The organism is Streptomyces sp. NPDC051064 (genome assembly GCF_044455985.1).
In the GTDB taxonomy this organism is placed as follows: Bacteria; Actinomycetota; Actinomycetes; order Streptomycetales; family Streptomycetaceae; genus Streptomyces.
The window spans coordinates 407,741-433,110 of the sequence record NZ_JBITFK010000006.1; the positions used below are offsets into that span (position 1 = coordinate 407,741).

At 70.9% G+C, this 25,370-nt stretch carries 20 protein-coding genes; 11 read left to right on the top strand and 9 right to left on the bottom strand.

What is annotated here, in order from left to right:
• Positions 1–92: 92 nt before the first annotated feature.
• The 6 genes from ACIBCU_RS23440 to ACIBCU_RS23465 all read right to left on the bottom strand — a co-directional run bounded on the left by ACIBCU_RS23440 (position 93) and on the right by ACIBCU_RS23465 (position 7,034).
• Positions 93–692: a class F sortase gene (locus tag ACIBCU_RS23440; RefSeq protein ID WP_399233643.1), complete on the bottom strand. Its 600-nt coding sequence runs from the start codon at positions 690–692 to the stop codon at positions 93–95.
• An 88-nt stretch (positions 693–780) separates the two neighbouring features.
• Positions 781–1,137, bottom strand: coding sequence for a hypothetical protein (locus ACIBCU_RS23445; protein WP_362937034.1), 357 nt, complete (start codon positions 1,135–1,137; stop codon positions 781–783).
• Between the two features lie 101 nt (positions 1,138–1,238).
• The gene (locus tag ACIBCU_RS23450) at positions 1,239–3,260 is read right to left on the bottom strand and encodes a sensor histidine kinase (protein ID WP_399233645.1); all 2,022 of its coding nucleotides are present in this window, start codon (positions 3,258–3,260) and stop codon (positions 1,239–1,241) included.
• Positions 3,244–3,966, bottom strand: coding sequence for a response regulator transcription factor (locus ACIBCU_RS23455; RefSeq protein ID WP_362937040.1), 723 nt, complete (start codon positions 3,964–3,966; stop codon positions 3,244–3,246). The genes ACIBCU_RS23450 and ACIBCU_RS23455 overlap by 17 nt, the downstream gene beginning before the upstream one ends.
• Before the next feature lie 86 nt (positions 3,967–4,052).
• Positions 4,053–5,345: a YeeE/YedE family protein gene (locus ACIBCU_RS23460; protein ID WP_399233648.1), complete on the bottom strand. Its 1,293-nt coding sequence runs from the start codon at positions 5,343–5,345 to the stop codon at positions 4,053–4,055.
• Between the two features lie 648 nt (positions 5,346–5,993).
• Positions 5,994–7,034, bottom strand: coding sequence for an NAD(P)-dependent alcohol dehydrogenase (locus ACIBCU_RS23465; protein ID WP_362937046.1), 1,041 nt, complete (start codon positions 7,032–7,034; stop codon positions 5,994–5,996).
• Positions 7,035–7,205: 171 nt separating this feature from the next.
• Here ACIBCU_RS23465 and ACIBCU_RS23470 point away from each other — a divergent pair, with 171 nt between their 5' ends.
• The 9 genes from ACIBCU_RS23470 to ACIBCU_RS23510 all read left to right on the top strand — a co-directional run bounded on the left by ACIBCU_RS23470 (position 7,206) and on the right by ACIBCU_RS23510 (position 16,019).
• Positions 7,206–8,144, top strand: a complete 939-nt coding sequence (locus ACIBCU_RS23470; protein ID WP_362937049.1) for a helix-turn-helix transcriptional regulator — start codon at positions 7,206–7,208, stop codon at positions 8,142–8,144.
• 69 nt (positions 8,145–8,213) lie between these two features.
• Positions 8,214–9,029: a FadR/GntR family transcriptional regulator gene (locus ACIBCU_RS23475; protein WP_362937052.1), complete on the top strand. Its 816-nt coding sequence runs from the start codon at positions 8,214–8,216 to the stop codon at positions 9,027–9,029.
• 203 nt (positions 9,030–9,232) lie between these two features.
• Positions 9,233–10,552 (top strand): ABC transporter substrate-binding protein, encoded by a 1,320-nt coding sequence (locus ACIBCU_RS23480; RefSeq protein ID WP_399233651.1) that lies wholly within the window; start codon positions 9,233–9,235, stop codon positions 10,550–10,552.
• Complete coding sequence (locus ACIBCU_RS23485) at positions 10,552–11,511, top strand: carbohydrate ABC transporter permease (protein ID WP_399233653.1); 960 nt, start codon at positions 10,552–10,554, stop codon at positions 11,509–11,511. Before ACIBCU_RS23480 ends, ACIBCU_RS23485 begins: the two co-directional genes overlap by 1 nt.
• Positions 11,508–12,362 (top strand): carbohydrate ABC transporter permease, encoded by an 855-nt coding sequence (locus ACIBCU_RS23490; protein WP_399233655.1) that lies wholly within the window; start codon positions 11,508–11,510, stop codon positions 12,360–12,362. The genes ACIBCU_RS23485 and ACIBCU_RS23490 overlap by 4 nt, the downstream gene beginning before the upstream one ends.
• A gap of 38 nt (positions 12,363–12,400) precedes the next feature.
• Positions 12,401–13,615 carry a D-mannonate dehydratase ManD gene (manD, locus tag ACIBCU_RS23495; protein ID WP_362943612.1) on the top strand — a complete coding sequence of 405 codons (1,215 nt, stop codon included), beginning with the start codon at positions 12,401–12,403 and terminating at the stop codon, positions 13,613–13,615.
• Positions 13,616–13,688: 73 nt separating this feature from the next.
• Positions 13,689–13,814, top strand: a complete 126-nt coding sequence (locus ACIBCU_RS23500) for a hypothetical protein (RefSeq protein WP_399233658.1) — start codon at positions 13,689–13,691, stop codon at positions 13,812–13,814.
• 12 nt (positions 13,815–13,826) lie between these two features.
• Positions 13,827–14,003 (top strand): hypothetical protein, encoded by a 177-nt coding sequence (locus ACIBCU_RS23505; RefSeq protein WP_399233923.1) that lies wholly within the window; start codon positions 13,827–13,829, stop codon positions 14,001–14,003.
• Between the two features lie 279 nt (positions 14,004–14,282).
• Positions 14,283–16,019: an RICIN domain-containing protein gene (locus tag ACIBCU_RS23510; RefSeq protein ID WP_399233660.1), complete on the top strand. Its 1,737-nt coding sequence runs from the start codon at positions 14,283–14,285 to the stop codon at positions 16,017–16,019.
• Positions 16,020–16,147: 128 nt separating this feature from the next.
• On the opposite strand, the gene ACIBCU_RS23515 is transcribed toward ACIBCU_RS23510, so the two are convergent.
• The 3 genes from ACIBCU_RS23515 to ACIBCU_RS23525 all read right to left on the bottom strand — a co-directional run bounded on the left by ACIBCU_RS23515 (position 16,148) and on the right by ACIBCU_RS23525 (position 22,275).
• Complete coding sequence (locus ACIBCU_RS23515) at positions 16,148–20,095, bottom strand: glycoside hydrolase family 2 TIM barrel-domain containing protein (RefSeq protein WP_399233662.1); 3,948 nt, start codon at positions 20,093–20,095, stop codon at positions 16,148–16,150.
• Between the two features lie 397 nt (positions 20,096–20,492).
• Positions 20,493–21,287 carry an alpha/beta fold hydrolase gene (locus ACIBCU_RS23520; RefSeq protein ID WP_399233664.1) on the bottom strand — a complete coding sequence of 265 codons (795 nt, stop codon included), beginning with the start codon at positions 21,285–21,287 and terminating at the stop codon, positions 20,493–20,495.
• Entirely contained in the window at positions 21,280–22,275 is a 996-nt protein-coding gene (locus ACIBCU_RS23525; protein ID WP_362942670.1) for an AraC family transcriptional regulator, read from the bottom strand. The genes ACIBCU_RS23520 and ACIBCU_RS23525 overlap by 8 nt, the downstream gene beginning before the upstream one ends.
• Before the next feature lie 131 nt (positions 22,276–22,406).
• On the opposite strand from ACIBCU_RS23525, the gene ACIBCU_RS23530 reads away from it, so the two are divergent.
• Positions 22,407–24,173 (top strand): beta-galactosidase family protein, encoded by a 1,767-nt coding sequence (locus tag ACIBCU_RS23530; protein WP_399233666.1) that lies wholly within the window; start codon positions 22,407–22,409, stop codon positions 24,171–24,173.
• 180 nt (positions 24,174–24,353) lie between these two features.
• The gene (locus tag ACIBCU_RS23535; protein ID WP_399233668.1) at positions 24,354–25,310 is read left to right on the top strand and encodes an SDR family NAD(P)-dependent oxidoreductase; all 957 of its coding nucleotides are present in this window, start codon (positions 24,354–24,356) and stop codon (positions 25,308–25,310) included.
• Positions 25,311–25,370 lie beyond the last annotated feature (60 nt).

Consider the following 25,370-nt stretch of genomic DNA (forward strand, 5'->3'; position numbering starts at 1 on the left):
GGGCACGTGATCACGAGCCCGCGCGTCTCCGGCGCGTCCCCCGTTCCGGTGCGTGCGCGTGGGTGTGACGCTTGCGGCCGGCCGGCTCGCCGTCAGCGCAGTTCGGCGTACACGATGAGGTTGTCCACGGGGTGGCCGTCAGCGTCGAAGGCCCCGTCGCACGTGATCAGCCGGAGCACGCGCTCGTCTGTGGCTCCGTAGACCTTCTGCGTGGGGAAGGAGTTCTTGCTCACGGTCTCCGTCCCGGTGACCGTGAAGTGCGCTTCCTCCCCTCCCCCGCCGGACACGGCGATGTCCGCCCCCTTGTCGATGGCGTGCAGGTCGTGGAAGACGGCCTTGCCGAACCGTGTGTCGTTGTGGCCGATCAGCACGGCCGCACCGGGCTCGCCGGGCACGGCTCCGCCCGCGTACCAGCCGGCCGTCATGCCCTTGTCCGCGGGCGGGACCTCGACCGTGCCGTCCTCGTTGAGTCCCAGCCGCAGCAGCGCGCTGTCTATCCCGAGCGACGGGACGGTCAGCCGCGTGGGCGCCGGTGCCTTGGGCGCCTCCTCGGACGGGGGCGCGTCGGAGGCCGCCCTGACGGACGGCTCGGGGGTGTCGGACGCACCGCAGCCGGTGAGCGGGGCGAGCAGCAGAGCGGCTGCCGTCACGGACGCGGCCGTCCGCCATGACGGGTTCAGATTGAGGGGCATGAGCACTCCGGGTGCGGGGCGAGCTGAAGCGGGAGGAAGAACGGCGGGTGGCGCCGCCCCGTTGAGGGAGCGACGCCACCGGGCGGGATCAGCCGTTGCGCTGTGCGGCGGACCGGCGGCGCAGCACGAGGACACCGGCGCCCGCGAGCAGCACCGCTCCGGCCGCGGAACCGTAGAGCGCGGTGTCACCGGCGCCCTGGGCCGGGCGCTCACCGGCGTCGACGCCGCCGCGCGGAACCGTGCCGGCCGGCACGGACTCGGCGGGGACGGGCGTAGCCAGCTCGGTGGGTTCGGCGCCTTCGGGCGCGGGGGTGGGGGTCGCGCTGCGCTCGGCGGCGGCCCGCGTGGGCGTGGCATCGGCGACGGCCACGGTGGACGGCAGCAGGACCGCGCCCAGGCCGACAGTGGCCAGGACGGCGGTGCGCAGGGTCGGACGAAGGGACATGAAGAACTCCGATTCCAGCTCGGCGTTGGTGGTGCCCGCGCACGGATGCGCGTCGGGCGCCGGGCATGCCCACAGACTGGAGCGAAGTTGTGAGGAAGCTGTCAGACCGCCATGTTCATCGGATCAGGGCCGGCCGGCGGCATCCGCAGGGTGAACACCGACCCTTCGCCCACCGTGCTGACCACTCCGGCCGACCCGCCGTGCGCCTCGACGAGCTTGCGGACGATCGCCAGCCCGAGGCCACTGCCACCCGTACGCCGGCTGCGTGACTTCTCCGCGCGCCAGAACCGGTCGAAGACGTACGGCAGGTCCTCGGGCGCTATGCCTCTTCCGGTGTCGGCGACCTCCAGCACCACCTCCTCGTGCGGTTCCCCGGACCCGGTCGCGTAGGCGCGCAGGGTGACCCGCCCTCCCGCCGGGGTGTGGCGTACGGCGTTGGACACCAGGTTGCCGATCGCCTGCCGCAGCCGAACGGGGTCGGCGGTGAGTTCGGGGACCGCACCGTGTCCGTCCGGGACGGTCACGGTGAGGCCGACCCCGGCGGCATCGGCCTGGGCCTGGTGGGCGGCCACCGCATGGGCGAGCAGCTCCTCGATCCGTACGGGTTCGGGGTGCAGGCGCAGGACACCGGCATCGGCCGCCGACAGGTCCTGGAGGTCGTCGATGATGTGCTGCAGCTGCACCGCCTCCTCCAGCAGCGAGGAGACGAACATCGCGTCCACATCGGCGATGCCGTCCTCGGCACCCTCAAGCCATCCGCGGATGTTGCTCAACGGTGTGCGCAGTTCGTGCGCGACATCGCTGACCATCACCTTGCGCTGTTCCTCCAGCCGGGCGCGGTGCGCCGACATGTCGTTGAAGGCGGTGGCCAGCCGGCCGATCTCGTTGTCCGCGGCGACCACCACATGCGAGGGTTCCTCGCCGTCCCGCATGCGCTGGGCCGCTCCGGTGAGGGCGTGGAGCGGCCGCACGAGCCGTACTCCGGCGAGGATCGAGGCGCCGACGGTGAGGGCGAGGACGAGTGCCGCGACCCCGGTTATCTTCGCCGTGTTCGCAGGGGAGAGCTCGAAGCCGGGCACGGCGCCCCCGCCCGGGTCGCTGATGAACAGCAGGGCGGGTGAGGCGACGTACGAACTGAGCTGCTCCTGGCGGGCGATGCCGACGCATGAGGCGATGTCGCGGTCGTTCTCGCTGTCGAGGGGCGCGGGCGTGGAGAGCTGTGTCGGCAGGGCCTCCCGCGGAACGCTGATGCTGGGCACGGGTGTCGGCTCGGGGACGGCCGTCGCGGCGGCCGGCTCCTCGTCGGTCCTCCACGAGAGGTCGAGATCGAGCTGTACGGCCTCGCGCCCCTGCCGGTCCAGGCACGCGTTGACGAGCTCGTTGAGGGCGGTGAGCGCCTTCGTCTCGGTTGTGGTGGGGCTGTCCAGGGCGTCGGTGGAGCACTGGCTGCCGCGCATGCGGTCCGGATCGTTGCCCACGACCTGGATACGGGGCCGCCCGCTGGGCCCCTCGACGACGTCGGAGGCGATCCCGGACCGGCTGAGGCACTGAACCGCCTCGTCCGCGGTACGCCTCAACGACGTACGTTCGGCCTCGGGCAGCCTGAACGGTCCGACGGCCCGGGGGTCGACCCTGTCGTTGCCGGAGCGCTGCGCCCCGTCCGTGCCGGGTGCCGCGACCGTCACGGAGCCGGAGCCCGAATCGGCTTCGGAGGGGGCGGCCACGGACAGCGGGTCCACGACCGCCGATGCCTGGGGAGGCAGGGCCGGAGGCGGCGAGGAGGATGCCGCGGCGGAGTCCGCGAGGATCTGCCGGCTCTGCGTCGTCAGCGTGATCCGCCGGTCGGACGCGTCGGCCAGCTCCTTCACGGTGGCCCCCACCCCGTCCCAGGAGGGGTGTTCGGCCGCGTAGGCGAGGAGGGCGTCGAGGACGCGGGTGTCCGCGGCGAGGTTACGGCCCTGCTCCTGCTCGATCGCACCGGATGTGGTCTGTACGGCCAGCCACGCGGTCGCGGCGACCGAACAGGCCGCGACGAGGGCCGACACCGCCAGCAGCCGGCCGAGGAGGCTCTTGCGCAGCGGGAGCCGCAGGCGCGGTCCGCCGCGCTCAGCGCGCCTCGGCACGCGGGGCGCCCTTCTGCGGGTCCATGAGCTTGTAGCCGACTCCGAAGACGGTGAGGAGCCGGACCGGCCGCCGGGGGGCGCGCTCGATCTTCTTGCGGAGGTTCATGATGTGCACGTCGACGGTCCGGCTGCTGATGTACCGGTCGAACCCGTGGAGTTCGGCGAGCAGCTGCTCGCGCGTGAAGACCCGTTCGGGCTCCGCGGCCATCGCCGAGAGGAGCCTGAACTCCCCCGGTGTGCACTCGACTCCTATGCCCTCGACCGCCACTTCGTGACGTACGGGATCGACGGCGAGCGATCCCACCCGCAGGACGTGGCTGTCCTCGCGTCCGCCGTCCCGTCGGGTGCGCCGCAGAAGGGTGCGTACGCGTGCCATGAGCTCCCGCGGGCTGTAGGGCTTGGTCATGTAGTCGTCCGCGCCCAGGTCCAGCCCGAGCAGCAGATCGTCCTCCGTGGCCCGGGCGGTCAGCATGAGGACCGCCAACTCCCGTTTCTCGGAGCGCAGGATGCGGACCACGTCGAGCCCGTCCGCCCGGGGCATCATCACGTCGAGCACCAACAGGTCCGGAGCCCCCTGCCGCGCCTGTTCGAGGGCGGCGAGGCCGTCGGACACCACCGTGACCGCGTGGCCTTCGCGTTCGAGGTAGCGGCGGACCAGCTCGGCCTGTTTCGCGTCGTCTTCCGCGACTATGACGTTTGCGCACACGGGGGTGATCGTAGAGGAGGGCCCCGAGCCGCCGGCTTCTGCCGTGTGAAAGGGCAGGTCCGGCGGCCTGCGGGAGGCGGCCGCGATCAGCAGACGCCGTCCCCCGGCTTGGGGTTGCCCAGGCCGAACAGGGGACGCAGTTTGAGCCCGATCCAGGTGCCGGCCAGTGCGACCGCTCCCCACAGCCAGCCGCTGAGGCTGCCCGAGGCGACGCCTGCGAGGTAGGCGCCGATGTTGCAGCCTCCGGCCAGCCGTGCGCCCACGCCCATCAGCACACCGCCGAGCACCGAGGCGACAGCCGTACGCCACGGGACGCCACGGTGCAGGGCCCAGGTACCGCCGAGCGCGGCCGCCACCGCCGCACCGATCATGATGCCGATGTCGGTGAGGCTGGTCTTGTCGGCCAGCACGGGGCCCGACAGCATCTCCGCGTTGCCGGGCTGCCGCCACCAGGTCCAGTTCTCCGGGTGGCCGCCGAGGGCGCCTACCAGTTCCGAGCCCCACAGGCTGAACGCACTCGTGACACCCCAGGCACCGCCGGACACCAGCAGCACTCCCGCGCCGAGGACGGCCAGCACCAGGGCGCCGGCGGCCAGCGGCCAGGAGCCGCGGAAGGCCCGTACGACCGAGGTGCGCGCCGAGGGTACGGCGCCGAGCGGCGGCGGGTTACGTCGGGCCTGGACGCGTCGGGTGACCACGACCACCAGCAGCAGCGCGGCGATCGTCACCGCCCACGAGCCGAGCCAGCCGATGTGGTCGGAGAGCACGACCGGCTCCCAGGCGGGGAGGTCCTTCCACAGGTCGAACTGCCAGGCGGCGAGCGTGGCCCCCGCGATGAAGCCACCGAGGGTCAGAAGCACCGAGGTCTGCCCCGAGCCGACGGCGAAGAGGGTGCCGGAGGCGCAGGCACCGCCGAGCTGCATCCCGACGGCGAAGAGCAGCGAGCCGACGACCAGACCGACGCCGATCGCTCCGCCGGACGGTGCCGGCTGCGAGCCGAACAACCCGGTGCTCGTGCCGATGACGAGCGCGAACAGGGTGGCCGTGGTGCCGAGCAGCAGCGCGTGCGCGCGCAGCCCGGTGCCGTTGCCTACGGCGATGAGCTGCCGCCAGGCGGAGGTGAAGCCGAACCGGGAGTGGAAGAGCGCGACGCCCAGTCCGAGCCCCAGCAGGAGCAGCACACCCGGTTTGGCGCCGTGCGCCGACCACACGTACGCGGTCAAGGCGATGGCGAGCAGTCCGGCCACGACGAGTGGGGTCCTGCGTACCGGGGGCAGCGGCGGCGCCTCCGGTCGCGGCACGGAGGTGGGAGAGGGGTCGAACAGGGCGGGCAGTGCGCGCGGCGGCGCGGCCCGCCCGGCAGGTGGCGCGGTGGTCACGAAGGTCTCCGGGATGATGCTCGGCGGACAGCGGCATTGGCTGTCGACAGCGCGGCACGCGCCGCCGACGCGGGGCTCAGCCGCGACAGAGGCCGTCGTCGACGCACCACGCCGAGTGCGCGAAGAGCGCGAGGCACAGTGACAGGGCCGATGCAGACATGCGTACGAATATAGGGACGAGGACCCTCCGCATGCCGGGCCGTCTCGGCATGCGGAAAGCCTCTGATGCGCGGGTTCGCCGGAGGCGTTCCCGTCCGGCGTGCTCACCGGTCCGGCCAATCCGCAGCGCCACAGCGAGCGATGTACGGGGCATATCAGGTCGTGGGGTCAGAGGCGACGACGAACCGGGCAGCGGCCACCCGGCAAGGTCGACCCGCCGGGCCGGCCGGTGTTCATCGACACCACCGGGAGACGCAGCCGAACCTGGCGTCGCGCAGGGGCCGTTACCGCGATCTGCTGCGCCTGCCCGTCGGCATCAACCTGCCGGCCGGCGGACTGCTGTCCCTGGAACAGGGCTTCGGCGGGGCCCGACAGGTCTGGTGCTCGGCGAGCGAGGCACTGGTGGCCGCTCTTCGCTGGGAACGGGGACGGTTGAGAGCCGCGTGCACCCCGACCCCGGGGCAGGACCCGGGATCGGGGTGACGGGTCTCAGATGGTCGCGGTGTCGATCACGAACCGGTAGCGGACATCGCTGTTCAGCACGCGCTCGTACGCCTCGTTGATCTCGGCCGCGCCGATCAGCTCGATCTCCGCGCCGAATCCGTGCTCGGCGCAGAAGTCCAGCATTTCCTGGGTCTCCTGGATGCCGCCGATCCCGGAACCCGAGAGGGACTTGCGTCCGCCGATCAGGGAGAAGAGGTTGACGGAGATGGGCTCCTCCGGAGCGCCGACGTTCACCAGCGCGCCGTCCGTCTTGAGGAGGGAGAGGTACGCGCCGAAGTCCAGCGGAGCCGACACCGTGGACAGGATGATGTCGAAGGTGCCGCGCAGGTCCTCGAAGGTCTTCGGGTCGCTGGTGGCGTAGTAGTGGTCGGCGCCCAGCTTCAGCCCGTCCTCCTGCTTGCGCAGGGACTGCGAGAGAACGGTCACCTCGGCACCGAGCGCGTGCGCGATCTTGACGCCCACGTGCCCGAGACCGCCCATGCCGAGGACGGCGACCTTCTTGCCGGGGCCGGCGTTCCAGTGCTTCAGGGGGGAGTACGTGGTGATGCCGGCGCAGAGCAGGGGCGCCGCCTCGTCCAGCGCGAGACCGTCGGGGATACGGACCGTGTAGTTCTCGTCCACGACGATGTGCGTGGAGTAGCCCCCGTACGTGGGGTCGCCGTTCTTGTCCAGGGCGTTGTACGTGCCGACGTTGCCCTTGACGCAGTACTGCTCCAGGCCGGCCTTGCAGTTCTCGCACTCACGGCAGGAGTCCACCATGCAGCCGACGCCGACGCGGTCGCCGACGGCGAACCTGGTGACGCCGGAGCCCGTCTCGGTGACGATGCCGGCGATCTCGTGGCCGGGCACCATCGGGAAGATGCCCTCGCCCCAGCCGTCGCGGGCCTGGTGGATGTCCGAGTGACAGATGCCGGCGAACTTGATGTCGATCAGGACGTCGAACTCGCCGACCGCGCGTCGCTCGATGGTGGTGCGCTCCAGCGGAGCCTTCGCGGAAGGGGCGGCGTACGCAGCGACAGTGGTCATGCGGGAATTCTCCTAAGGAGTGGTCCTGCGCCCGGCGGCTTTCGGTCCGGGCACGTCGTCCAGCCTGCCCTGTCTCCACGCATTCACCCAGGCCACAGCTCTGCCTACGTCCAGTGGTCCTACTACTGGCGGGGTCAGGATGGTGTGCGTACGACCATGGATACTGGAGCCATGGAGGAGCAGTCTGTACCCGAGCGGCAGTCCGCGGATGTCCCCGGTGACGGTGTGGGGCACGCCCTCGACCGGCGCGCCGAGCTCAGCGAGTTCCTGCGCAGCCGGCGGGCGCGGCTCAAGCCCGAGGATGTGGGTCTGCCCGACTTCGGGCGCCATCGCCGGGTCCCGGGGCTGCGGCGCGAGGAGCTCGCGCAGCTGGCCGGGGTGTCCGTGGCGTATTACACACGTCTGGAACAGGGCAACGGACAGAACGTGTCCGGGGAGGTACTGGGTGCGATCGCGTCGGCGCTGAGGCTGACCAGCGCCGAACAGGCGCACCTCACGCACCTTGCGAAGCCCAAGCAGCACAGGAAGAAGCCGTCGACGCGGCAGCAGCGGGTGCGCGGCACCCTCTGTCAGCTGCTCGACACGATGGAGGGCGTCCCCGCGTACGTCATCGGGCGGCGTTCCGAGATCCTGGCCTGGAACCGGATGGCGGCGGCGGTCTTCGGCGACTGGTCACAGCTTCCGCCGCAGGAGCGGAACTGGGCGCGGCTGACATTCCTGAAGCCGGAGTACCGGGACCTCTTCGTGGAGTGGGACCAGAAGGCGGCGGACATCGTCAGTTACCTGCGGATGGACGCGGGCTGTCACCCCGACGACCCGCGTCTCTCCGCGCTGGTCGGTGAGCTGTCCGTGAAGAGCGAGGATTTCCGGCGGCTGTGGGCCAGGCACGACGTCAAGGAGAAGAGCCACGGCGTCAAGCGGCTGCACCATCCACTGGTGGGTGAGCTGACGCTCTGCTTCGAGACCTTCGCTCTGCCCGACGACGCGGAGCAGTCGGTGATCGCCTATCACCCGGAGCCGGGCTCCGCGTCCGCCGACGCACTGCGCCTGCTGGCGAGCTGGGGCGCGGACGCCACACGGGCGGGCAGGTCCGTCCCCGGGAGGCCGTAGACCGAACCGCTCCTCCGGCTGCGGGAATTCCTGCTCCGCCCGCTCATGACCAGCCTGTACGCTGCGGGGATGCAGCCGTCCGCCTCTTCCTTCCCCGCGCGTTCCGGCCAGGCCGCGGCCCCCGAACGGCGTGGTCTCCTGACGGAACGGATCGCGCGGGAACTCGAGCACGACATCCGGTCCGGTGACATCGCGGTCGGGACCAAACTCCCCTCGGAGCGCGAGCTCGCCGCCCAGTTCGGGGCCAGCAGGAACGTCGTACGCGAGGTTCTGCGGCGACTGGAGGCCCAGCACCTGATCGAGGTGGCGCCGGGTCGCGGGTCCTTCGTGCGCGAGCAGACCTCGGGGCAGGCCAGGGGGTACGACGCCCTGTACCGCGCGGGCCGGCCCACCGTCCGGCAGCTGATCGAAGCCCGGCTGCCGCTCGAGGTCGAGACGGTACGTCTGGCGGCCGAGCACGCGACCGACGAGGACATCGAGGCGCTGAGGTCCGCCCGGGACGCCCTGGAGTCGGCGAGCGACGTCGTCGTCAAGGCCCGGGCCGACATGGCTTTTCACGACGCCGTCGCCGAGGCGAGCAAGAACCCTGTCCTCAGGATCATGCTCTCGTCGATCAGCGGAATGATGTTCGAGATGATGCTCCGCTCCAACTCCGACCCCTCGATCGGTGAGCCCGGTGTTCCGCACCACCCCGAGATCTTCGAGGCGATCGAGGCGCGCGACGTGGAACTGGCCGGTGAGCGGATGCGCGAGCACTTGATGCTCGGCCTGCGCACCTACGGCAAGGATCTCGACATCCAGGTCGACATCATGGCGCGCAACCACATCGAAACGCTGCTGGACGGGACCGGAAACCGGTACGGCGCCGGCAGGACAGCCGAGTAGCGCCTCCCACCGCTGACCGCCCACGAACCCGCTTTCCGGTGAATCCGGCCCGTCCAAGGGCTGTTCGGCACGCCTCTCCCCTGCTAACGTCCGTCTGGTTCAACTGGTCCTACCAGTTGGGCCAGACGGATCGGCAGCTCCCGCGGCGACGAAACGCCTCAGGTGAGCAGGACGCACGACAGCGCAGAAAGACGAGGACGACGATGTCCACGAGCAGCCAGCTCCTCAGCCGGCGCTCCTTCGGCAGGCTGGCGGCAGGGGTCGCGGGAGCCGCCGGGATGGGGGCGCTCGGCGCGTGTACGAGCAGGGGCGGGCGGCCATCCGCCGACACACCCTTGCGGATCATGGCGATCAACCACGTGTGGTCCCAGGCGATCCGCCGCCGCACGAAGGAGTTCGAGGAGCGCATCGGGCGGCGGGTCTCCATGACCCTGCTCACCGCGGACCAGCTGGCGAGCAGCTACAACGTGAAGCTCAACGCCTCGGGCACCGACGTGGACGTCATGATGGTCCGCGCGCTCCAGGAGCAGTTGCTCTTCGCGCACAACGGCTGGCTGGCCGACCTGAGCGACCGCGTCACCCAGGACGAGGAGTTCGCCTGGCCCGACTTCCAAAAGGCCCCGCGCGAGGCTTCGGTGACGGCGGGCAAGGTGTTGAGCGTCCCGGTGGTGACGGAGCGCCCCGCGCTGTACTACCGCAAGGACCTGGTGGAGGACCTAGGGGGACCGCCGCGCACCTTGGAGGCGCTGATGTCGGCGGCCCGGGAACTCACCGACAAGAAGAAGGGGTTCTACGGATTCGTCGGCCGGGGCCAGCGCAGCGGCGCCGTGTCCCAGTGGTCGAGTTTCCTTTATTCGCACGGCGGGGACTTCGTCGTGCGGGGCAAGTCCGGTATCGGCACACCCGAGGCCCTCGCCGCGTACGAGTACTACGGCAGCCTCCTGGCCAGGACGGGACCGCCCGGCGCCACCAACATGAGCCTCGAACAGGCCATGCCGATCTTCGCGCAGGGCAAGGCGGCCTTCTACATCGACGCCGACGCGATCTACAGCAGCTTCCTCGACCCGAAGGTGTCGACCGTGCGCGAGGCCGTCGGCTTCGCACCCTTCCCGGCCGGACCGGCCGGCGCCCGGCCGCACAACATCCCGTCCTGGAGTCTGGGCATCAGCAAGTTCAGTCTGCTGCGCGACGAAGCCTGGGAGTTCATCAAGTGGGCCGCCGGTACCGAGGTGACCGCCGCCCTCCAGAAGGACGGCATCCCCGGCGCCCGTAGCTCGGTGTGGTCCGACCCCGCGTCCCTGGCCTCCTTCCCCCCGGATCTCGCCGAGGCCATGCGGCTCAACGCGGAGCGGGGCCTCGGCTACGACCGGCCCCGGGTCCTTCAGGTCGGCCGGGCCAGGGACATCGTCGGGAGGCCCCTGGTCGCGGGCATCCTCGGCGACGACGTACGTCCGGTGGCCCGTGACGCCGATGCGGAGTTCGCCGATTTCCTCGTCCGCGACAACCGCCACAAGGAGTCCTGATGTCCACCACTGAGGTCTCCCCGGCCCGGCCCGCCACCGCGCCGGGCACACGTCCGGCCCGCGCGCGCCGCCCTCGCACCTTCGAACAGGCCAACCGCCGGCTGAAATGGGCGATGCTCGCCCCCGCACTGCTGTTCGTCGGCCTGATGATCGTCTTTCCGCTGGTCTACACCGTCAACCTCAGCCTGACCGACGCCTTCGGCGCGGTGAACGCAGGTAAGGAGCATGTGGGCCTGCGGAACTTCACCGACGCCCTCGGCGACACCCGCCGCTTCTGGCCCGCCGCGCAGCGCACACTGGTCTTCACCGTCGGAGCGGTGATCCTGGAGACGGTGCTCGGTCTCGCCCTGGCGATGCTCATGCGCAAGCCGTTCCGGGGCATGCGATGGGTGCGTACGGTTCTGATCATCCCGTTGCTCACCACTCCGGTGGCGATCGGCATCCTCTGGCTGCTGATCCTCGACCCCACCAACGGCATAGCCAACCATCTGCTCGCCGGAGTCGGGCTGCCCCGGCAGGAGTTCCTCGGCTCCGTCAGCCAGTCGCTGCCGACCCTGATGCTCATCGATGTCTGGCAGTGGACGCCCATGATGACCCTGCTGCTGCTCGCCGGGCTGACCACGCTGCCCGAGGCGCCGGAGGAGGCCGCCCGCGTGGACGGGGCGAACGGCTGGCAGCGGTTCCGGCACGTCGTGCTGCCCATGCTCGGACCGACGCTCGCCACCGCCCTGGTGCTGCGCGCGGTGGACGCGCTCAAGACCTTCGACATCCTCTACGCCACCAAGGGTGCGGGCGGCGGCTCGGACTTCGAGGTGGAGACCCTCAACGTCTACGCCTACGGGCTGACCTTCGACTACCAGGAGTACGGCCTGGCCGCCGCCGTCCTGGTCCTGTTCACGCTCTTCATCATCGGCGTCGTGGTGCTGCTGCGCCGCCGGAGCGGAAGGAAGACCGCATGAGTGCCATCGTCACCCCCACGCCCGTCCCGGCACACCTGCGCCGGCGCGCGGTCCGCTCGTGGCTGCGCGGCATCGCCATCGGCCTCGTGACGCTGGTCTTCGCGCTGCCCCTGGTGTGGATGTTCGCCGCCGCCTTCAAGACCAACGTCCAAGTGACCGATCCGTCCGTGGGCCTGTGGTTCAGCCCCACCCTCGAGAACTTCCGCAGCATCGTCGAGACCGGGCAGATCCTGCGGTCGATGGGCAACTCCCTGCTGGTCGGCGTGGTCTCCACCGTGCTCTCCGCCGTCATCGCGGTGCCCGCCGCCTGGGCGGTCGGACGGTTCGGCATGCGCCGCACCGGTTCGCTGATCCTCGTCGCGCGTATCGTGCCGGCGATCTCGCTGCTCGTGCCCTGGTACTACCTGTTCGCGCAGATGGGACTCGTCGGCTCCTACACCGTGCTGGTCCTCAGCCAGATGTTCGTCTCCGTCCCGCTCATCATGTGGATCATGATCAGCTTCTTCGCCGGCCTGCCGGTCGAACTGGAGGAGGCCGCGCGCACCGACGGGCTGAGCGCGTTCGGCGCCTTCCGCCGCATCGCGCTGCCCCTCGCGGCCCCGGGGACGGCGACCGCCTCCCTGCTCGCCTTCGTCTTCAGCTGGAACAACTTCATGTTCGCGCTGATCTTCGCCGACGACCGCACCCAGACGGTGCCGGTGACCCTCTTCAACTTCATCTCGTACGCGAGCACCGACTGGGGCGGCCTGATGGCCGCCGCGACGCTCATCACCGTCCCCGTCGTGCTGGCCGCCGTCCTCGGACAGAAGTACCTGGTGGCCGGTCTGACCTCCGGCGCATCCAAGGGCTGAACGGCCCCTCACCACCGCATTCGGAAGAAAGTACCCCCATGAAAATTGTCGACGCGAAGGTCCTCGTCACCAGCCCCGGCCGTAACTTCGTCACGCTCAGACTGACGACCGACGAGGGTCTCACCGGCCTCGGCGACGCCACACTCAACGGCCGGGAACTGGCCGTGGTCAGCTATCTCGAGGACCACGTGGTGCCCCTCCTCATGGGGCTGGACCCGCACCGCATCGAGGACACCTGGCAGTCCTTGTACAGGGGTGCCTACTGGCGGCGCGGACCGGTGACGATGGCCGCGATCGCCGCCGTCGACGTGGCGCTCTGGGACATCAAGGCGAAGGCCGCCGGCCTCCCGCTCTACCAGCTCCTGGGCGGGGCGAGCCGGGAGCGTGTGGGGACCTACGGCCATGCCAACGGCCGTGACATCCCCGAACTCCTCGACTCGGTCCGGGCCCGCCTCGCCGAGGGCTACCCCGCCGTACGCGTGCAGTCCGGCATCCCCGGGCTGAAGGCGGTCTACGGCGTGTCGAGCACGGACGACAGCGGTTCCCCCGTGCTCCACCAGCAGGCCCGGCCACTGGTGGAGGACTGGGACACCGACGCCTATCTGCGTCACATGCCGGACGTGCTGGAGGCCGTGCGCGCCGAGTTCGGCCCGGATCTCCCCCTCCTGCACGACGCACACCACCGGCTCACCCCCGTCCAGGCCGCCCGCCTCGGCAAGGACCTGGAACCGTACCGTCTCTTCTGGCTCGAGGACTGCACGCCCGCCGAGAACCAGGAGGCTCTGCGCCTGGTCCGCCGCCACACCACCACACCGCTGGCCATCGGCGAGGTCTTCAACACGGTCTACGACTACCAGTCCCTGATCACCGAGCAGCTGATCGACTACGTGCGTTCCGCCGTCACCCACTTCGGAGGCGTCTCCCCGCTGCGCAAGCTCTTCGACTTCGCCGCGCAGTACCAGATCAAGAGTGCGATCCACGGCCCGGAGGACATCTCCCCGGTCGGCATGGCCGCCGCCGTCCACCTCGACCTCGCCGTACACAACTTCGGCATCCAGGAGTACTCGGGCCACACGGCGCTCACCGAGGAGGTGTTCCCCCACGCGTACACCTTCGTGGACGGCCATCTGCACCCGGGCGAGGCGCCGGGCATCGGCGTGGAGCTGAACGAGGAACTGGCGGCCGCGCACCCGTACGAGGCGGCCTACCTCCCGGTCAACCGGCTGCACGACGGGACGGTCCACGACTGGTGACCCTCACCGGGACGAACGGGGAGCACGCTCTCGTCGTGCGTCGCGGGCCGGGCCCACGGGGCTTTCATGGCGTGTGTCATGGGAGCCCCGTGCCAGGCCCCTGGACGCGTACACGGAACTCACCGGGCACTTCCTGCGCCGAACCGGCATGGACCTGGTCTACGCGTACAACCCCCGCAATGCGGCAGGCGACGGATGAATCCCGTTCGTCATCGAGGGCTGGGACCGCGCCGCGCCGCTGTTCATCGCCGGCGCCGTCAACGCCTGGAGCTGGACACCGAGCGACATCGCCGAACTCTGCGATCTGCTCGGCGAGCCGTTCGAAGTCGTCCGCGGCGACACGTTCTTCGACCTGGTGAACCGGGCGGGAGCAGGCTCCCGGCAGTAGAGGAAGGCTGTTCCCGGCCTGTTCGCCATCGTGCCGCACCGGGGATCAGCCACGTGCGCCCCACCTCTTCCCGCCCTCCACACGGGTGTGCCACAGTCTCGATCCGTCCGAACCCTTACGGCCCGCATTTACATCGATGTACATTCCCCGTGGGCACTCCGACGCCGCCGAGCCGGGGATGCAGGGGCATGCCCGTCCGCCCCCGCATCGCCCGACTCGCCTCGGCGGCCACCTCCACCGGGCCTGCTGCGGCCCGTCACCCGAGAAGAGGAATCCCTGATGCGTATGCACCGGCCACGGCCTCACTGCCACACCTCACCAGGGAACGACCGGCTCTCCGGTGCGGCCGCGTCCCGCCCGCGGGCCGGAGCACGACGGCTCCTGCTCTGCGTAGCCGTGGTACTGAGCCTGCTGGCCCTCGCGGTGCCGACCGCGGCCGGCAGCGCCTCCCTCGGCTCCTCCCCCGGGACCACCGCCTCCCCCGCCGCCACGGGCACACCCCTGCGCGACGGCACGGGTCTGTATCCCCGCGCCGTGCGGCTCGCCCACAGCGGTGCGGCTGACGGGCGCGTGCTCGCGAGCGTCGTCACCTTCGACGGCGACAACGGCATCGGCGCCATCCATGAGAGCACCGACGGGGGCACGACCTTCCGCGAGGTCGGCCGGGTCGCCGACCCCGAGTCCGCGGCGGGCCAGGGACTGTGCTGCGCGACCCTGTTCGAGCTGCCACGCCAGGTGGGTGCTCTCGCGCCGGGCACGCTGCTCTGGGCCTCGTCCGCGGGCCAGGACGAGCAGGACCGGCGTATGGCGCTGCGCATCTGGCGCAGCAGTGACGTGGGCCGGACCTGGTCCTACCTCTCCGCCTGTGCCGTCGCGAGCGGCACCGGCGGCCTGTGGGAACCGGAGTTCTCCATTGCCGCCGACGGCGCGCTCGTCTGCCATTACGCCGACGAGACGGACCCCGCCCACAGTCAGAAGCTGGTGGCGTCACGCAGCTACGACGGCGTCACCTGGCAGGGACACCACGACACCGTGGCCAGCAGCTGGACACCCGACCGGCCGGGCATGCCCGTGGTGCGCAAGCTTCCGAACGGCACCTACTTCATGAGCTTCGAGATCTGCAATCCCGGAGGCCAGTACCAGTGCGTGGTGCACTTCCGGACGTCGGCGGACGGCTGGAACTGGGGTGACCCTACCGCCCTGGGCAACCGTCCGGAGACGGTCGACGGCAAGTACTTCAGGGCCGCGCCGACCATCGCGTGGGCTCCGTCACCCGACGGCGGGCCGAACGGCCGCATCCTGCTGGTGGGCCAGCGGCTGCTCAACCGGGACGGCACCCCCTCCGCGGACAGCGGCCGTACGATTCTCGTCAACACGGAGAACGGCAGCGGCCCCTGGTACGAGATCGATTCGCCCGTGCGGGTGACCGAACCCGCGGTGAACTACTGCCAGAACTACAGCTCCCCGCTGCTTCCGTCGGCCGACGGAAGCCGGCTGCTGCAGATCGCCACCGACTGGGACGGTTCGGTGTGCCGGCCGTACTTCGCGACGGGCTCCCTCAATGGCAGCGGTGACCCGGCCGGTGTGGCGGACGGCGCGCTCTACCGGCTGAAGAACGTCTCCAGCGGGCACTGCCTCGACGTGGCGGCGGACTCCCGGACGCCGGGCGGCAACGTGCAGCAGTGGACCTGCAACGGGCTGGGACCGCAGGACTGGACGCTCCGCGCGCGCGGCGGCGGCCACTTCACCCTCACCGGCCGCAACAGCGGGCACTGCCTGGATGTGGAGAACGGTTCCACGACGCCCGGTGCGAACGTCCGGCAGTGGTACTGCAACGCCCGGTCGGCCCAGGACTGGCGTCCGGAGAGCGTCGGCCGCGGGTACTACCGGCTCGTCTCCCGGTCCAGCGGCCAGTGCCTCGACGTGGCCGAGGGCTCCCGTGCGCCGGGTGCCAACGTCCAGCAGTGGACCTGCAACGGGCTGGGGCCGCAGATCTGGCAGCTGCGGCGGATCTGAGGCCCGGTCCGGAGCCGCTGTCGTCGGTACACGGCTGACGGCCCGCCGGGCAGACCTGGCGGGCCGTCGTGCCGAGTCCGGTTCAGCCGTCCCGTTCCCGGTGACGAAGCGTCCGGATCGTCGCCGGGCTACGCGTCGGACTCAGTCGACGTCGGCCGGCGCGACGCCGCCATCGCGTCGTCGGGGCTGCTCAGCGGGCGCAGCCGGTAGGTGTACGCGTAGTCCTGGTCCGCGAACAGCTTGTACTCGTCGTGTGTGTGCGCCCCCCAGCTGTCGTCACCGCCCACCCCCATCTGCCGGTGGTTCAGCCGCAGTACGACTTCGTCACGGGGTGTCAGCTGGTAGTCGTGGCGGACACCGGCCGACAGGTCCTCCGGGGTGAAGTGCGAGGCGCTGAACTCGATCAGCGGCTCGCCGGACGCGAGCAGTCCCTTGCCGCTGCCGTCCGTCAGCGCCACCCACCGCACGTCCGTCCTGTTGCCGTTCTCCTGCGGGCGGAGGTAGGGGGTCCGCTTCCCGGGGACGGTGGAGGTGTGGAGGCCCACGTCGGTTCCGTTGCCGCGGTCCCAGTAGTTCTCGTCCGGCCCGCGGCCGTAGTAGCGCACATGCTCCAGCCTGCCGGGCAGGAGGAGCAGGGTGCCCACCTCCGGGATGTACGGGAGGCCGGCGGCGCCCGGGTGCAGGGTGTTGTCGACCTTGATCTCGCCGTTGCCGAAGACCGTGTACGTCGTGGTGTACCTGGACTCCGTCGAGGTGGGCAGGGTGCCGCTGACGGTGATCTCGACGGCCCGGTCGCCCACCGCGCTCACCTGGACCCCCGTCACCTTCCGGCCGCTGCCCGCGTAGCGCCAGGTGCCGTTCCGGGCGGGCTGTCCGTTGCCGATGTCGTTGTCGGTCGGGGCCCGCCAGAAGTTCGGGGCGGGCCCCGAGGCGATGAGCCGGTCGCCGCCCGCCTCGTAGGAGGTGATGACGCCGCTGCCCTTGTCGACGGTCACGGAGAAGTCCTCCCCGGTCACCGTCACGGAGCCGTCGCCGTCCTGGTGGCGCAGCCGCCGTACGGAGTCGAGCGGCCGGGGCGTCACGGCCGGGCTGCCCGCGTCGACGGCGAGCTGCTGCCCGGCCACCTCGAAGCCGGCCTTCGCCCACTTCGTGGACTCCTTGGTGGTGAAAGACAGCTGGAGGAAGTATTCCGTGCCGGGCGCCGGGTCGTCGGGCAGCGTGAAGGGGACGGTGACGGCCTTGCGGGCCAGGGGGGCGATGTCCAGCTGGGCGCGGGTGAGCTTTCCCCGCTGCACGACCTCGCCGTCCGCCACCAGGGCCCAGCCACCGTTGAATTCCCGCAGGTTGGTGAAGAGGTACTCGTTGCTCACGGTGAACCGCCCGGCGGGAGCGTCGTCCGCCGTCACGTCGATCGCCTGGTGGATCCGCTTGATCTCCGTGGCCTTGCCGGTGTGCCCGCGGTCGGCGGTGACGATGCCGTCGCCGGAGAAGTTGCCGTCGTTGGGGTTGTCGCCCCAGTCACCGCCGTAGGCGAGGAACGTCCGCTCGGTGGGCCTGCGCTCCTTGAAGGCGACTGTGGCGGCGTCGAACCAGAAGCGCACGCCGTCGTCGCCCGGCCGCCGGGAGCCGGAGGCGATCTCGGCCGCGCTCAGGGCACGGGCGTAGACGCGCGCCCGCCTGATCGTGCCGCTGAACTCACGGGTCGGGTTCTCCCCGTCGGTGGCGAGCGCCAGCGGTGCGTTGTTGCTGCCGGGCGGCCGGGGCGCGGCCTTGGTGGCCCTGGTCTCGCCGTCGACGTAGAGGGTCAGGGTGGCCTTCTCGGCGTCGAAGACACCCGCGATGTGGTGCTCTGTGCCTGTCCAGTCCTTCGGCAGCGTCCAGCTCGCGGTGGTCCACCGGCCGCCGGAGTGGATGAAGAACTCCAGGTTGCCGTCCGTCTGCTTCAGTGCGTACTGGGTGTCGCCCTTGGCGAGGATGGGCTGATGAGAGCCGGTCACCTTCGGTGTGACCCAGGCCTCCAGGGTCAGGGAGCCGGTGATGTCGAGGCCTGCGTCACGGGCGAAGACGGTGCCCCCGTACACGCCCTTCTCCCGGTCGAAGGTGCCGCTGGGGGCGAGGATCTCCCCGGTCACGGCGCCGGGCCCGGATTCCGTGAACAGCTTGCGTGGCGGCGTGGGCCAGGTGAGTGCCTGGTCTGCGAAGTCCCAGATCCAGCCGCCCTGCAAAACGTCGAAGCGGCGGATGATGTCCCAGTACTTCTTGAAGTTGCCGTTCGAATTGCCCATCCCGTGGGAGTACTCGATCAGGACGAAGGGCCGGGTGTCGGTGGTGTCCCGGGCGCGCTGCTCGACCTGGTCGGGCTTGGTGTACATCTCCGAGCGGATGTCGCTGATCCCGGGCCGGTCGTCACCCTCGTACTGGATGACACGGGTGGGGTCGTACGAACGGATCCAGTCGTGCATGGCGACGAAGGCAGAACCGGTGCCGGCCTCGTTGCCGAGCGACCAGATGACGGCGCAGGCGTGGTTCTTGTCTCGGTGGACCATGTTCCTGGCGCGGGCCACACACGCCTCGGTCCAGTCGGCGTGGTCCCCCGGGTAGGTGTCGCGGATGCCGTGGGTCTCCAGGTTGGTCTCGCCCACGAGGTACAGCCCGTACTCGTCGGCCAGCTCCAGCCACAGAGGGTTGTTCGGGTAGTGAGAGGTGCGGACACTGTTCATGTTCAGCCGTTTGATGATCTCGATGTCCGTGACCATGTCGGCGCGGGTCAGCGCCATGCCCCGCACGGGGTGCATCTCGTGCCGGTTCGTGCCGCGCAGGGAGACGGGCTTGCCGTTGATGCGCATCAGCCCGTCCGCGATCGCGAACTCCCGGAAGCCCACCCGGTGGGACAGCGTCTCGGTCACCCTGCCCGCCGGGTCGCGCAGTCGCAGCACGGCGGTGTAGAGGTTCGGGTGCTCGGCGGACCAGAGTTCCGGCTTCGGCACGGCCTTGGTCGACCGTACAGTCACGTCCTGTCCCGCCGGGGCGGAGCCGAGGTCGGCGGGCTGCCTCAGCGGGCGGGACCAGACAGGGTGTCCGTCGGCGTCGTAGAGCTGGGTCTCCACGGTGTACTCCCCCGTCCCGGGGGCATCGCCGTAGGCGCGCACGGAGGCGGTGACGGAGAGTCCGGCGGCCGTGTAGCCGTCGCTGAGCGGGGTGTCGAGCTTGAAGTCCCGCAGGTGAACGGTGGGGGTGGAGAAGAGGTGGACCGAGCGGAAGATCCCGCTCAGCCGGATCATGTCCTGGTCCTCCATCCAGTCGCCGTCGGAGTAGCGGTAGACCTCCACCGCGATCTGGTTCCGTCCTCGCTCCAGGTGCGGGGTGATGTCGTACTCGGCGGAGGTGTAGGAGTCCTCGCGGTAGCCCACCGGCTTGCCGTTGATCCATACGTAGTGTGCGGACTTCACCCCCTCGAACTGCAGGAAGACCTGCCGCCCCTCCCACTCCCGGGGGACGGTGAAGGTGCGGCGGTACTGGCCGACGGGGTTGTAGCGGGTCGGAGCGAAGGGTGGCTGGGCGTCCTCGCCCAGGCCGTTGGCGCCCGACCAGGGGTACGTGATGTTGGAGTAGATCGGGAAGTCGTAGCCGTGCAGCTGCCAGCAGGACGGCACGGGGATGGTGTCCCAGGAGCGGTCGTCGAGGTCGGTCCGGTGGAAGTCGGGGTCGCGGTCGTCGGGGCGGTCGGCGTAGGCGAACTTCCACGTACCGTCGAGGTCGAGCCGCCACGGGGAGCGTGTCCGGTCACAGGCCAGGGCCTGTGAGACGTCCGCGTACGGCATGAGCGTGGTGTGGGGCGGCTCCGAACCGACGTCGAAGACCGCGATGTTGTTGTTCCACTCCGGGTAGCCGTTGGCCGGCGGGTTCACGGCGGCGGGGGCGGAGTCGGCGCGTGCGGCCGGGCCGGTGGGCAGGAACGCGGGGAGGGCGGAGAGGGCGAGCGCGCCGAAGCCGGCGGCTCCGCCCTCCAGAAGCCGGCGACGGCTGACGCTCCGGGGCAGGTCGGCCGGCTGGTGGGGGGAAGGCGATTGCTGCATGCAGTGGACCCCTAGGAATGGCCGTACTGCGGTGCGTCGGTGCGGCGCACAGCACGTAGGCGTGTCGAGTTCCGTTCGATGTCGTCGGCGTACCGAACGGGACCTCAGGGTCCGGACCTGCTCCGGTGGCCGCCTTCGCCGGCCCGGCGGAGTTCGCCGTCGTGTCCGGCGCTGCTGATCGTCATGTCGATGCGGCTCCTTGCGCGGGAAGTTGCCTCTTCGTCACGTTCGAAATCTCGTCTCGCGTCCGAAAACCTGCCGCGACGGTAGTGACGGGTGGTGAAGGTGTCAACGGTGCCGCTGGTGACGGGTAACCCGACCGGCCAGGACCGGTCGACGTGACGACATGCCTGGATCGGGTGGTGACGGGTGTCCACGGTCGCGCACAGCGGGTTCTTCAGTGGGACGGCGGTGTCGGCGCGCGCAGGACGGGCATCATCGTCTCCACCGCGTCCTGTGCGAGATGGTCGAGGATCAGCCGGCCGACCAGGGCCGGCTTCTCCAGCGGCACCAGGTGGGAGGCACCGGGGACGACCACCAGCTGTGCCCCCGGGATCGCACGGTACAGGGCTGCCGTGTGCTCCAGCGTCATCAGGTCGTCGTCTCCCACCATGGTGAGGACGGGCACCTCGATACGGGCCAGGTCCCCGGTGGTGAGCGTCGGCTGGGTGCGCCACATGTCGATCATCTTCGCCGCCACCACCGGCCAGTGGCCCGCGCCGTCGGGCGCGACGGCCTCGTACATCTCCCGGAAGAACGCCAGGTCGTCCCCGTCCGGGGCCATCGTGTCGAGCATCGCCGGCTCGACGAAGCACTCGGGGCCGGGCCGGAAATTGGCCCCGATCACCACGGCCTTGCGCACCAGGTCCGGGCGGGCGGCCGCCACGAGGAGCGCGACGACTCCCCCGTCGCTCCAGCCCACCAGATGCGCCGGCTCCCCCACGACCGTCTCCAGGAAGGCCACCGTGTCGTCGGCCATGTCCTGGTAGGTGAGCGGCCCTTCGACGTCAGGGGTGTGCCCGTGCGCGCGCCGCTCGGGCAGGAGCACGCGGTAGGCGACGGCGAGGTCGGCGCGGAGCTCGCCCCAGGTCTCGTTGGTGCAGAAGCCCCCGTGCAGGAGGACCAGCGGAATGCCGGTCCCCTCGGTCTCGTACCACGTCCTGACACCAGGAAGGTCCGCGTAGTCACCCATCGTCCCAGGCCCCTCTGGACTGCTGTCCTTGCTCGCCAGTCTGCGCCGTGCCCCTGACGTCCGCCACACGGGACGGGGAAAGCGGGGAGGGGCTGTCAGCAGCCGCGTGCGGGGTGGTGATGGTCGGGGGGTGTGCGGGGTCCGGGATCCGGTCGCTCCAGCCGCCGGGGACCGCCCGGCCCTGCTGGCCGCGGAAGCGGACGGGGGCCATGCCGACGCGGCGGGTGAAGAGGCGGGAGAAGTAGGCGGGGTCGTCGTAGCCGACGCGGCGGGCGACAGCGGCCACGGGGAGCTCGGTGGTGGCGAGGAGTTCCTTGGCCCGCCCGAGGCGGATGCCGAGGAGGTAGTCCTTGGGGCTGCATCCGGCGCCCCGGCGTACGGCGGTGCGCAGCTCGGCGGGGGTCATGCCGTGGCGGGAGGCGTGTTCGGCGACGGACAGGGGCTGGAAGGCGTCGCGGGCGAGGGCGTTGAGCACGGGGTCTCCGTCGGCTCCGACATCGGCGCGGGCGCGTCGCAGGGCGACGAGCAGTTCGTGCACGGCGGCGCCGGTCTCGACTTCGAGGAGGGGGTTGCCGAGGCGGGCGGCACGGGCGATCCGGCTCACGGCGGCGCGGGCGGGCGCGGTGTCCGCGAGGGGGACGACCGGGCGGTCGGTCTCGATGTAGCCGAGTTCGGTGTACGCGACGGTGGCCGGGCCGGTGAAGTCGACGAAGCTTTCGTCCCAGCCGGTGGCGGGGTCGGGACCGTAGTGATGCGGGATGCCCGGTACGAGCCAGATCAGCGCGGGCGCCGTCACGGGGGTGTGTTCTCCGTCCGGGCAGCGGTACCAGCCGCTGCCCGCGCTGATGACCACGGCGACGTGGTGGTCGAGGGTGCGGGGCCCGACGGTGGGCAGTGTGCCGTGCTGGAGGCCTACTCCGAGGCAGACCAGCCCCAGCTTGTGGTGGGTGGGGCCCGGCGTGAAATAGCGCATCCAGGTGTGGTACATCCGGCTCCGTTTCCTCCCCGTCCGGTCGGTCCGGCCTTCCGTTGTGTCCAAACAGAGCTGATCTTTGTCCATGGACCCCTCCGCCGCCAGGGGGTGAGGTGGGGGCGGTGGTGGAACGAGAGGCGGGGACCATGGCTGAGTTCACGGTGGGTGAGCGGGATTTCGAGCTCGACGGACGGCCCGTACGGCTGTTGTCGGGTGCTCTGCACTATTTCCGGGTGCACGAGGGCCAGTGGGAGCACCGGCTGGCGATGCTGCGTGCCATGGGTCTCAACTGTGTGGAGACGTACGTCCCGTGGAACCTGCACGAGCCGGAGCAGGGGCGCCACCGCGACGTGGAGGCGCTGGGCCGGTTCCTGGACGCGGCGGAGGCGGCCGGGCTGTGGGCGATCGTGCGGCCGGGGCCCTACATCTGCGCGGAGTGGGAGAACGGCGGCCTGCCGCACTGGCTGACGGGGACGCTGGGCACCAGGGTGCGGACCCGCGATCCGGAGTACCTCGGGCACGTGGAGCGGTGGTTCCGGCGGCTGCTGCCGCAGGTGGTGCGGCGGGAGATCGGCCGGGGCGGCCCGGTGATCATGGTGCAGGTCGAGAACGAGTACGGCAGTTACGGCTCCGACCAGGTGTATCTGGGCCGTCTGACGGAGCTGCTGCGCGACCTCGGTGTGACGGTTCCGATGTTCACGTCCGACGGCCCGGAGGACCACATGCTGACGGGCGGTTCGGTACCCGGGGTGCTGGCGACGGCGAACTTCGGATCGGGGGCCCGGGAGGGCTTCGAGACGCTGCGGCGGCACCGACCGGACGGCCCGCTGATGTGCATGGAGTTCTGGTGCGGCTGGTTCGGGCACTGGGGGGCGGAGCCGGTGGTACGCGAGCCGGCCGACGCGGCTTCGGCGCTGGAGGAGATCCTTCGGTGCGGCGCGTCCGTCAACATCTACATGGCACACGGCGGTACGAACTTCGGCGGCTGGTCGGGGGCGAACCGTGCCGGGGAACTGCACGGCGGGGAGCTCCGGTCGATCGTGACGTCGTACGACTACGGCGCCCCCGTCGACGAGTACGGCCGCCCCACCGAGAAGTTCTGGCTGTTCCGGGACATCCTCGCGCGGCACCAGGAGGGGGGTGCCCCGCTGCCCGACGTGCCGGCTCCGCCCGCCGCGCTGGCCGGCCCGGTGGGCGCCGAGCTCGTGGAGTGGGCACCACTGGGCGACGTCATGGACGCCCTCGGAGGCCCGGAGACCGAGCGGGCGGTGCCACCGACGTTCGAGGAGCTGGGGGTGGACCGGGGAGTGGTCCGCTATCGGGTGGAGGTGCCGGGGCCGCGTCCGCCGTATCAGCTCGGGGTGACCGGGCTCCGGGACCGCGCGGTGGTGTACGTCGACGGGGCGCGGGCGGGGGTACTGGGAGGCGGCCCGGCCGAGGCCGGCTCGTACACGGCGCTGGACGGGACGGTCGCGGGGCCGGCGGAGGTGGAGCTGTGGGTGGAGTCGCTGGGGCGGGTCAACTACGGGCCGCGTCTCGCCGAGCCGAAGGGGATCACGGGGGGTGTCCTGCACGAGCGGCAGTACCTGCACGGCGTGCGGGCGCGGGGGCTCGCCCTGGACGCGTTCGAGGACAAGGCACTCGGAAGGGTTCCCTTCCGTTCCCCGGAGGAGGGCGCCGCGGGTTTCTTCCGGGGAACGTTCGACGTGCGCGGTCCGGGTGACGCCGGGCTGGCCCTGCCGGGGTGGGAGCGTGGCTTCGTCTGGGTGAACGGCTTCTGCCTGGGGCGCTACTGGAGCGTGGGGCCCCAGGAGTCGCTGTACGTTCCGGGACCCTTGCTGCGCGAGGGTGCGAACGAGGTGTGGGTCCTGGAGCTGGAGCGCTCGGGTGACCGCCGGCTGACTCTCGGCTGAGGGCGGGCCTGCGGGACGGTGCGACGGTGCGACGACGGGCCCGCACCGCGTCCTGGGATCGCCGGCCGTCCGACGGGGCTGTCGGTGAGCCGTAGGCGATGTGTCGGTGGCCACTGGAACCGTGTGAGCAGCCCGAGGGAGCAGCCGCAGTCTCCTTCGAGAACAAAGGAGCCCGTCGCCGTGTCGCTCACATCCTCCACCCCGCACTGGGACGTCCATCGGCTGCCCGGTGCGACCGGCCGCGTCTTCCTGGTCACCGGCGGCAACGCCGGCATCGGGTACTTCGTCGCGGAGCAGTTGTCGGCGACCGGCGCGACCGTCGTACTCGGCAGCCGGAGTCCGGCCAGGGCCGAGGCCGCCACGGCCTCGATCCGTATGCGTGTCCCCGGCGCGCGGGTACGGGCCGTACGGCTGGACCTCGCCGACCTCTCGTCGCTCGGAACGGCGGTGGAGTCGCTGGGGGTGGAGCACCTCGACGCGGTGGTCCACAACGCCGGCGTCGCGCTCGACGACCCGCCACGCCAGGAGACCGTGGACGGTCATGAACTCATGTTCGGCACGAATCACCTCGGGCACTTCGCCTTGACCCATGCGCTGATGCCGCTGCTGGCCGCCGCCCCGGCGGCCCGCGTCGTGACCATGGGCAGCTTCGCGGCGAAGTCCGAACGGCTCGACCTCGACGACCTGCAGTCCCGGAAGGACTACCGGCCCAAGCGGACCTACGGACGCTCCAAGCTGGCACAGATGTACTTCGGCTTCGAACTCGACCGCCGTCTGCGTGCTGCCGGCAGCACGGTGTCGAGCGTGCTGGCCCATCCCGGCGGGGCGCTGGACTCCCTCACCCCCTCACGGCCACCGGTCCATGTGCGGACCACCGGCGCACGGCTGGGCGCGGCACCGGCGACCCTTCTCCTCCAGGGCAAGGACGCCGGCGCGTGGCCCGCGGTCCGGGCGGTGCTCGACCCGGCCGCGTGCGGAGGCGGGCTGTGGGGACCGCGCGTCCTCGGCCTGCGCGGTGAGCCCCGGCGTGAAGCGGTGTGGGACCATCTCGCCGATCGCTCGGTCGCGGCGCGGCTGTGGGACGTGAGCTGCGATCTGACCGGCGTCGACCTCGGCACGAGCTGCGGACGCGGATGATCCCCGTGCACGAGGCCCGGCCCGTCGCCTGCGCGGCCACGGTCACCGAGGTGCCGCCGC

Coding starts and splice junctions, on each gene's coding strand:
- ACIBCU_RS23440 (WP_399233643.1), bottom strand. CDS start 692: ATGCCCCTCAATCTGAACCCGTCATGGCGGACGGCCGCGTCCGTGACG.
- ACIBCU_RS23445 (WP_362937034.1), bottom strand. CDS start 1,137: ATGTCCCTTCGTCCGACCCTGCGCACCGCCGTCCTGGCCACTGTCGGC.
- ACIBCU_RS23465 (WP_362937046.1), bottom strand. CDS start 7,034: ATGACCACTGTCGCTGCGTACGCCGCCCCTTCCGCGAAGGCTCCGCTG.
- ACIBCU_RS23470 (WP_362937049.1), top strand. CDS start 7,206: ATGGAGGAGCAGTCTGTACCCGAGCGGCAGTCCGCGGATGTCCCCGGT.
- ACIBCU_RS23475 (WP_362937052.1), top strand. CDS start 8,214: ATGCAGCCGTCCGCCTCTTCCTTCCCCGCGCGTTCCGGCCAGGCCGCG.
- ACIBCU_RS23480 (WP_399233651.1), top strand. CDS start 9,233: ATGTCCACGAGCAGCCAGCTCCTCAGCCGGCGCTCCTTCGGCAGGCTG.
- ACIBCU_RS23485 (WP_399233653.1), top strand. CDS start 10,552: ATGTCCACCACTGAGGTCTCCCCGGCCCGGCCCGCCACCGCGCCGGGC.
- ACIBCU_RS23490 (WP_399233655.1), top strand. CDS start 11,508: ATGAGTGCCATCGTCACCCCCACGCCCGTCCCGGCACACCTGCGCCGG.
- manD (WP_362943612.1), top strand. CDS start 12,401: ATGAAAATTGTCGACGCGAAGGTCCTCGTCACCAGCCCCGGCCGTAAC.
- ACIBCU_RS23510 (WP_399233660.1), top strand. CDS start 14,283: ATGCGTATGCACCGGCCACGGCCTCACTGCCACACCTCACCAGGGAAC.
- ACIBCU_RS23515 (WP_399233662.1), bottom strand. CDS start 20,095: ATGCAGCAATCGCCTTCCCCCCACCAGCCGGCCGACCTGCCCCGGAGC.
- ACIBCU_RS23520 (WP_399233664.1), bottom strand. CDS start 21,287: ATGGGTGACTACGCGGACCTTCCTGGTGTCAGGACGTGGTACGAGACC.
- ACIBCU_RS23525 (WP_362942670.1), bottom strand. CDS start 22,275: ATGTACCACACCTGGATGCGCTATTTCACGCCGGGCCCCACCCACCAC.
- ACIBCU_RS23530 (WP_399233666.1), top strand. CDS start 22,407: ATGGCTGAGTTCACGGTGGGTGAGCGGGATTTCGAGCTCGACGGACGG.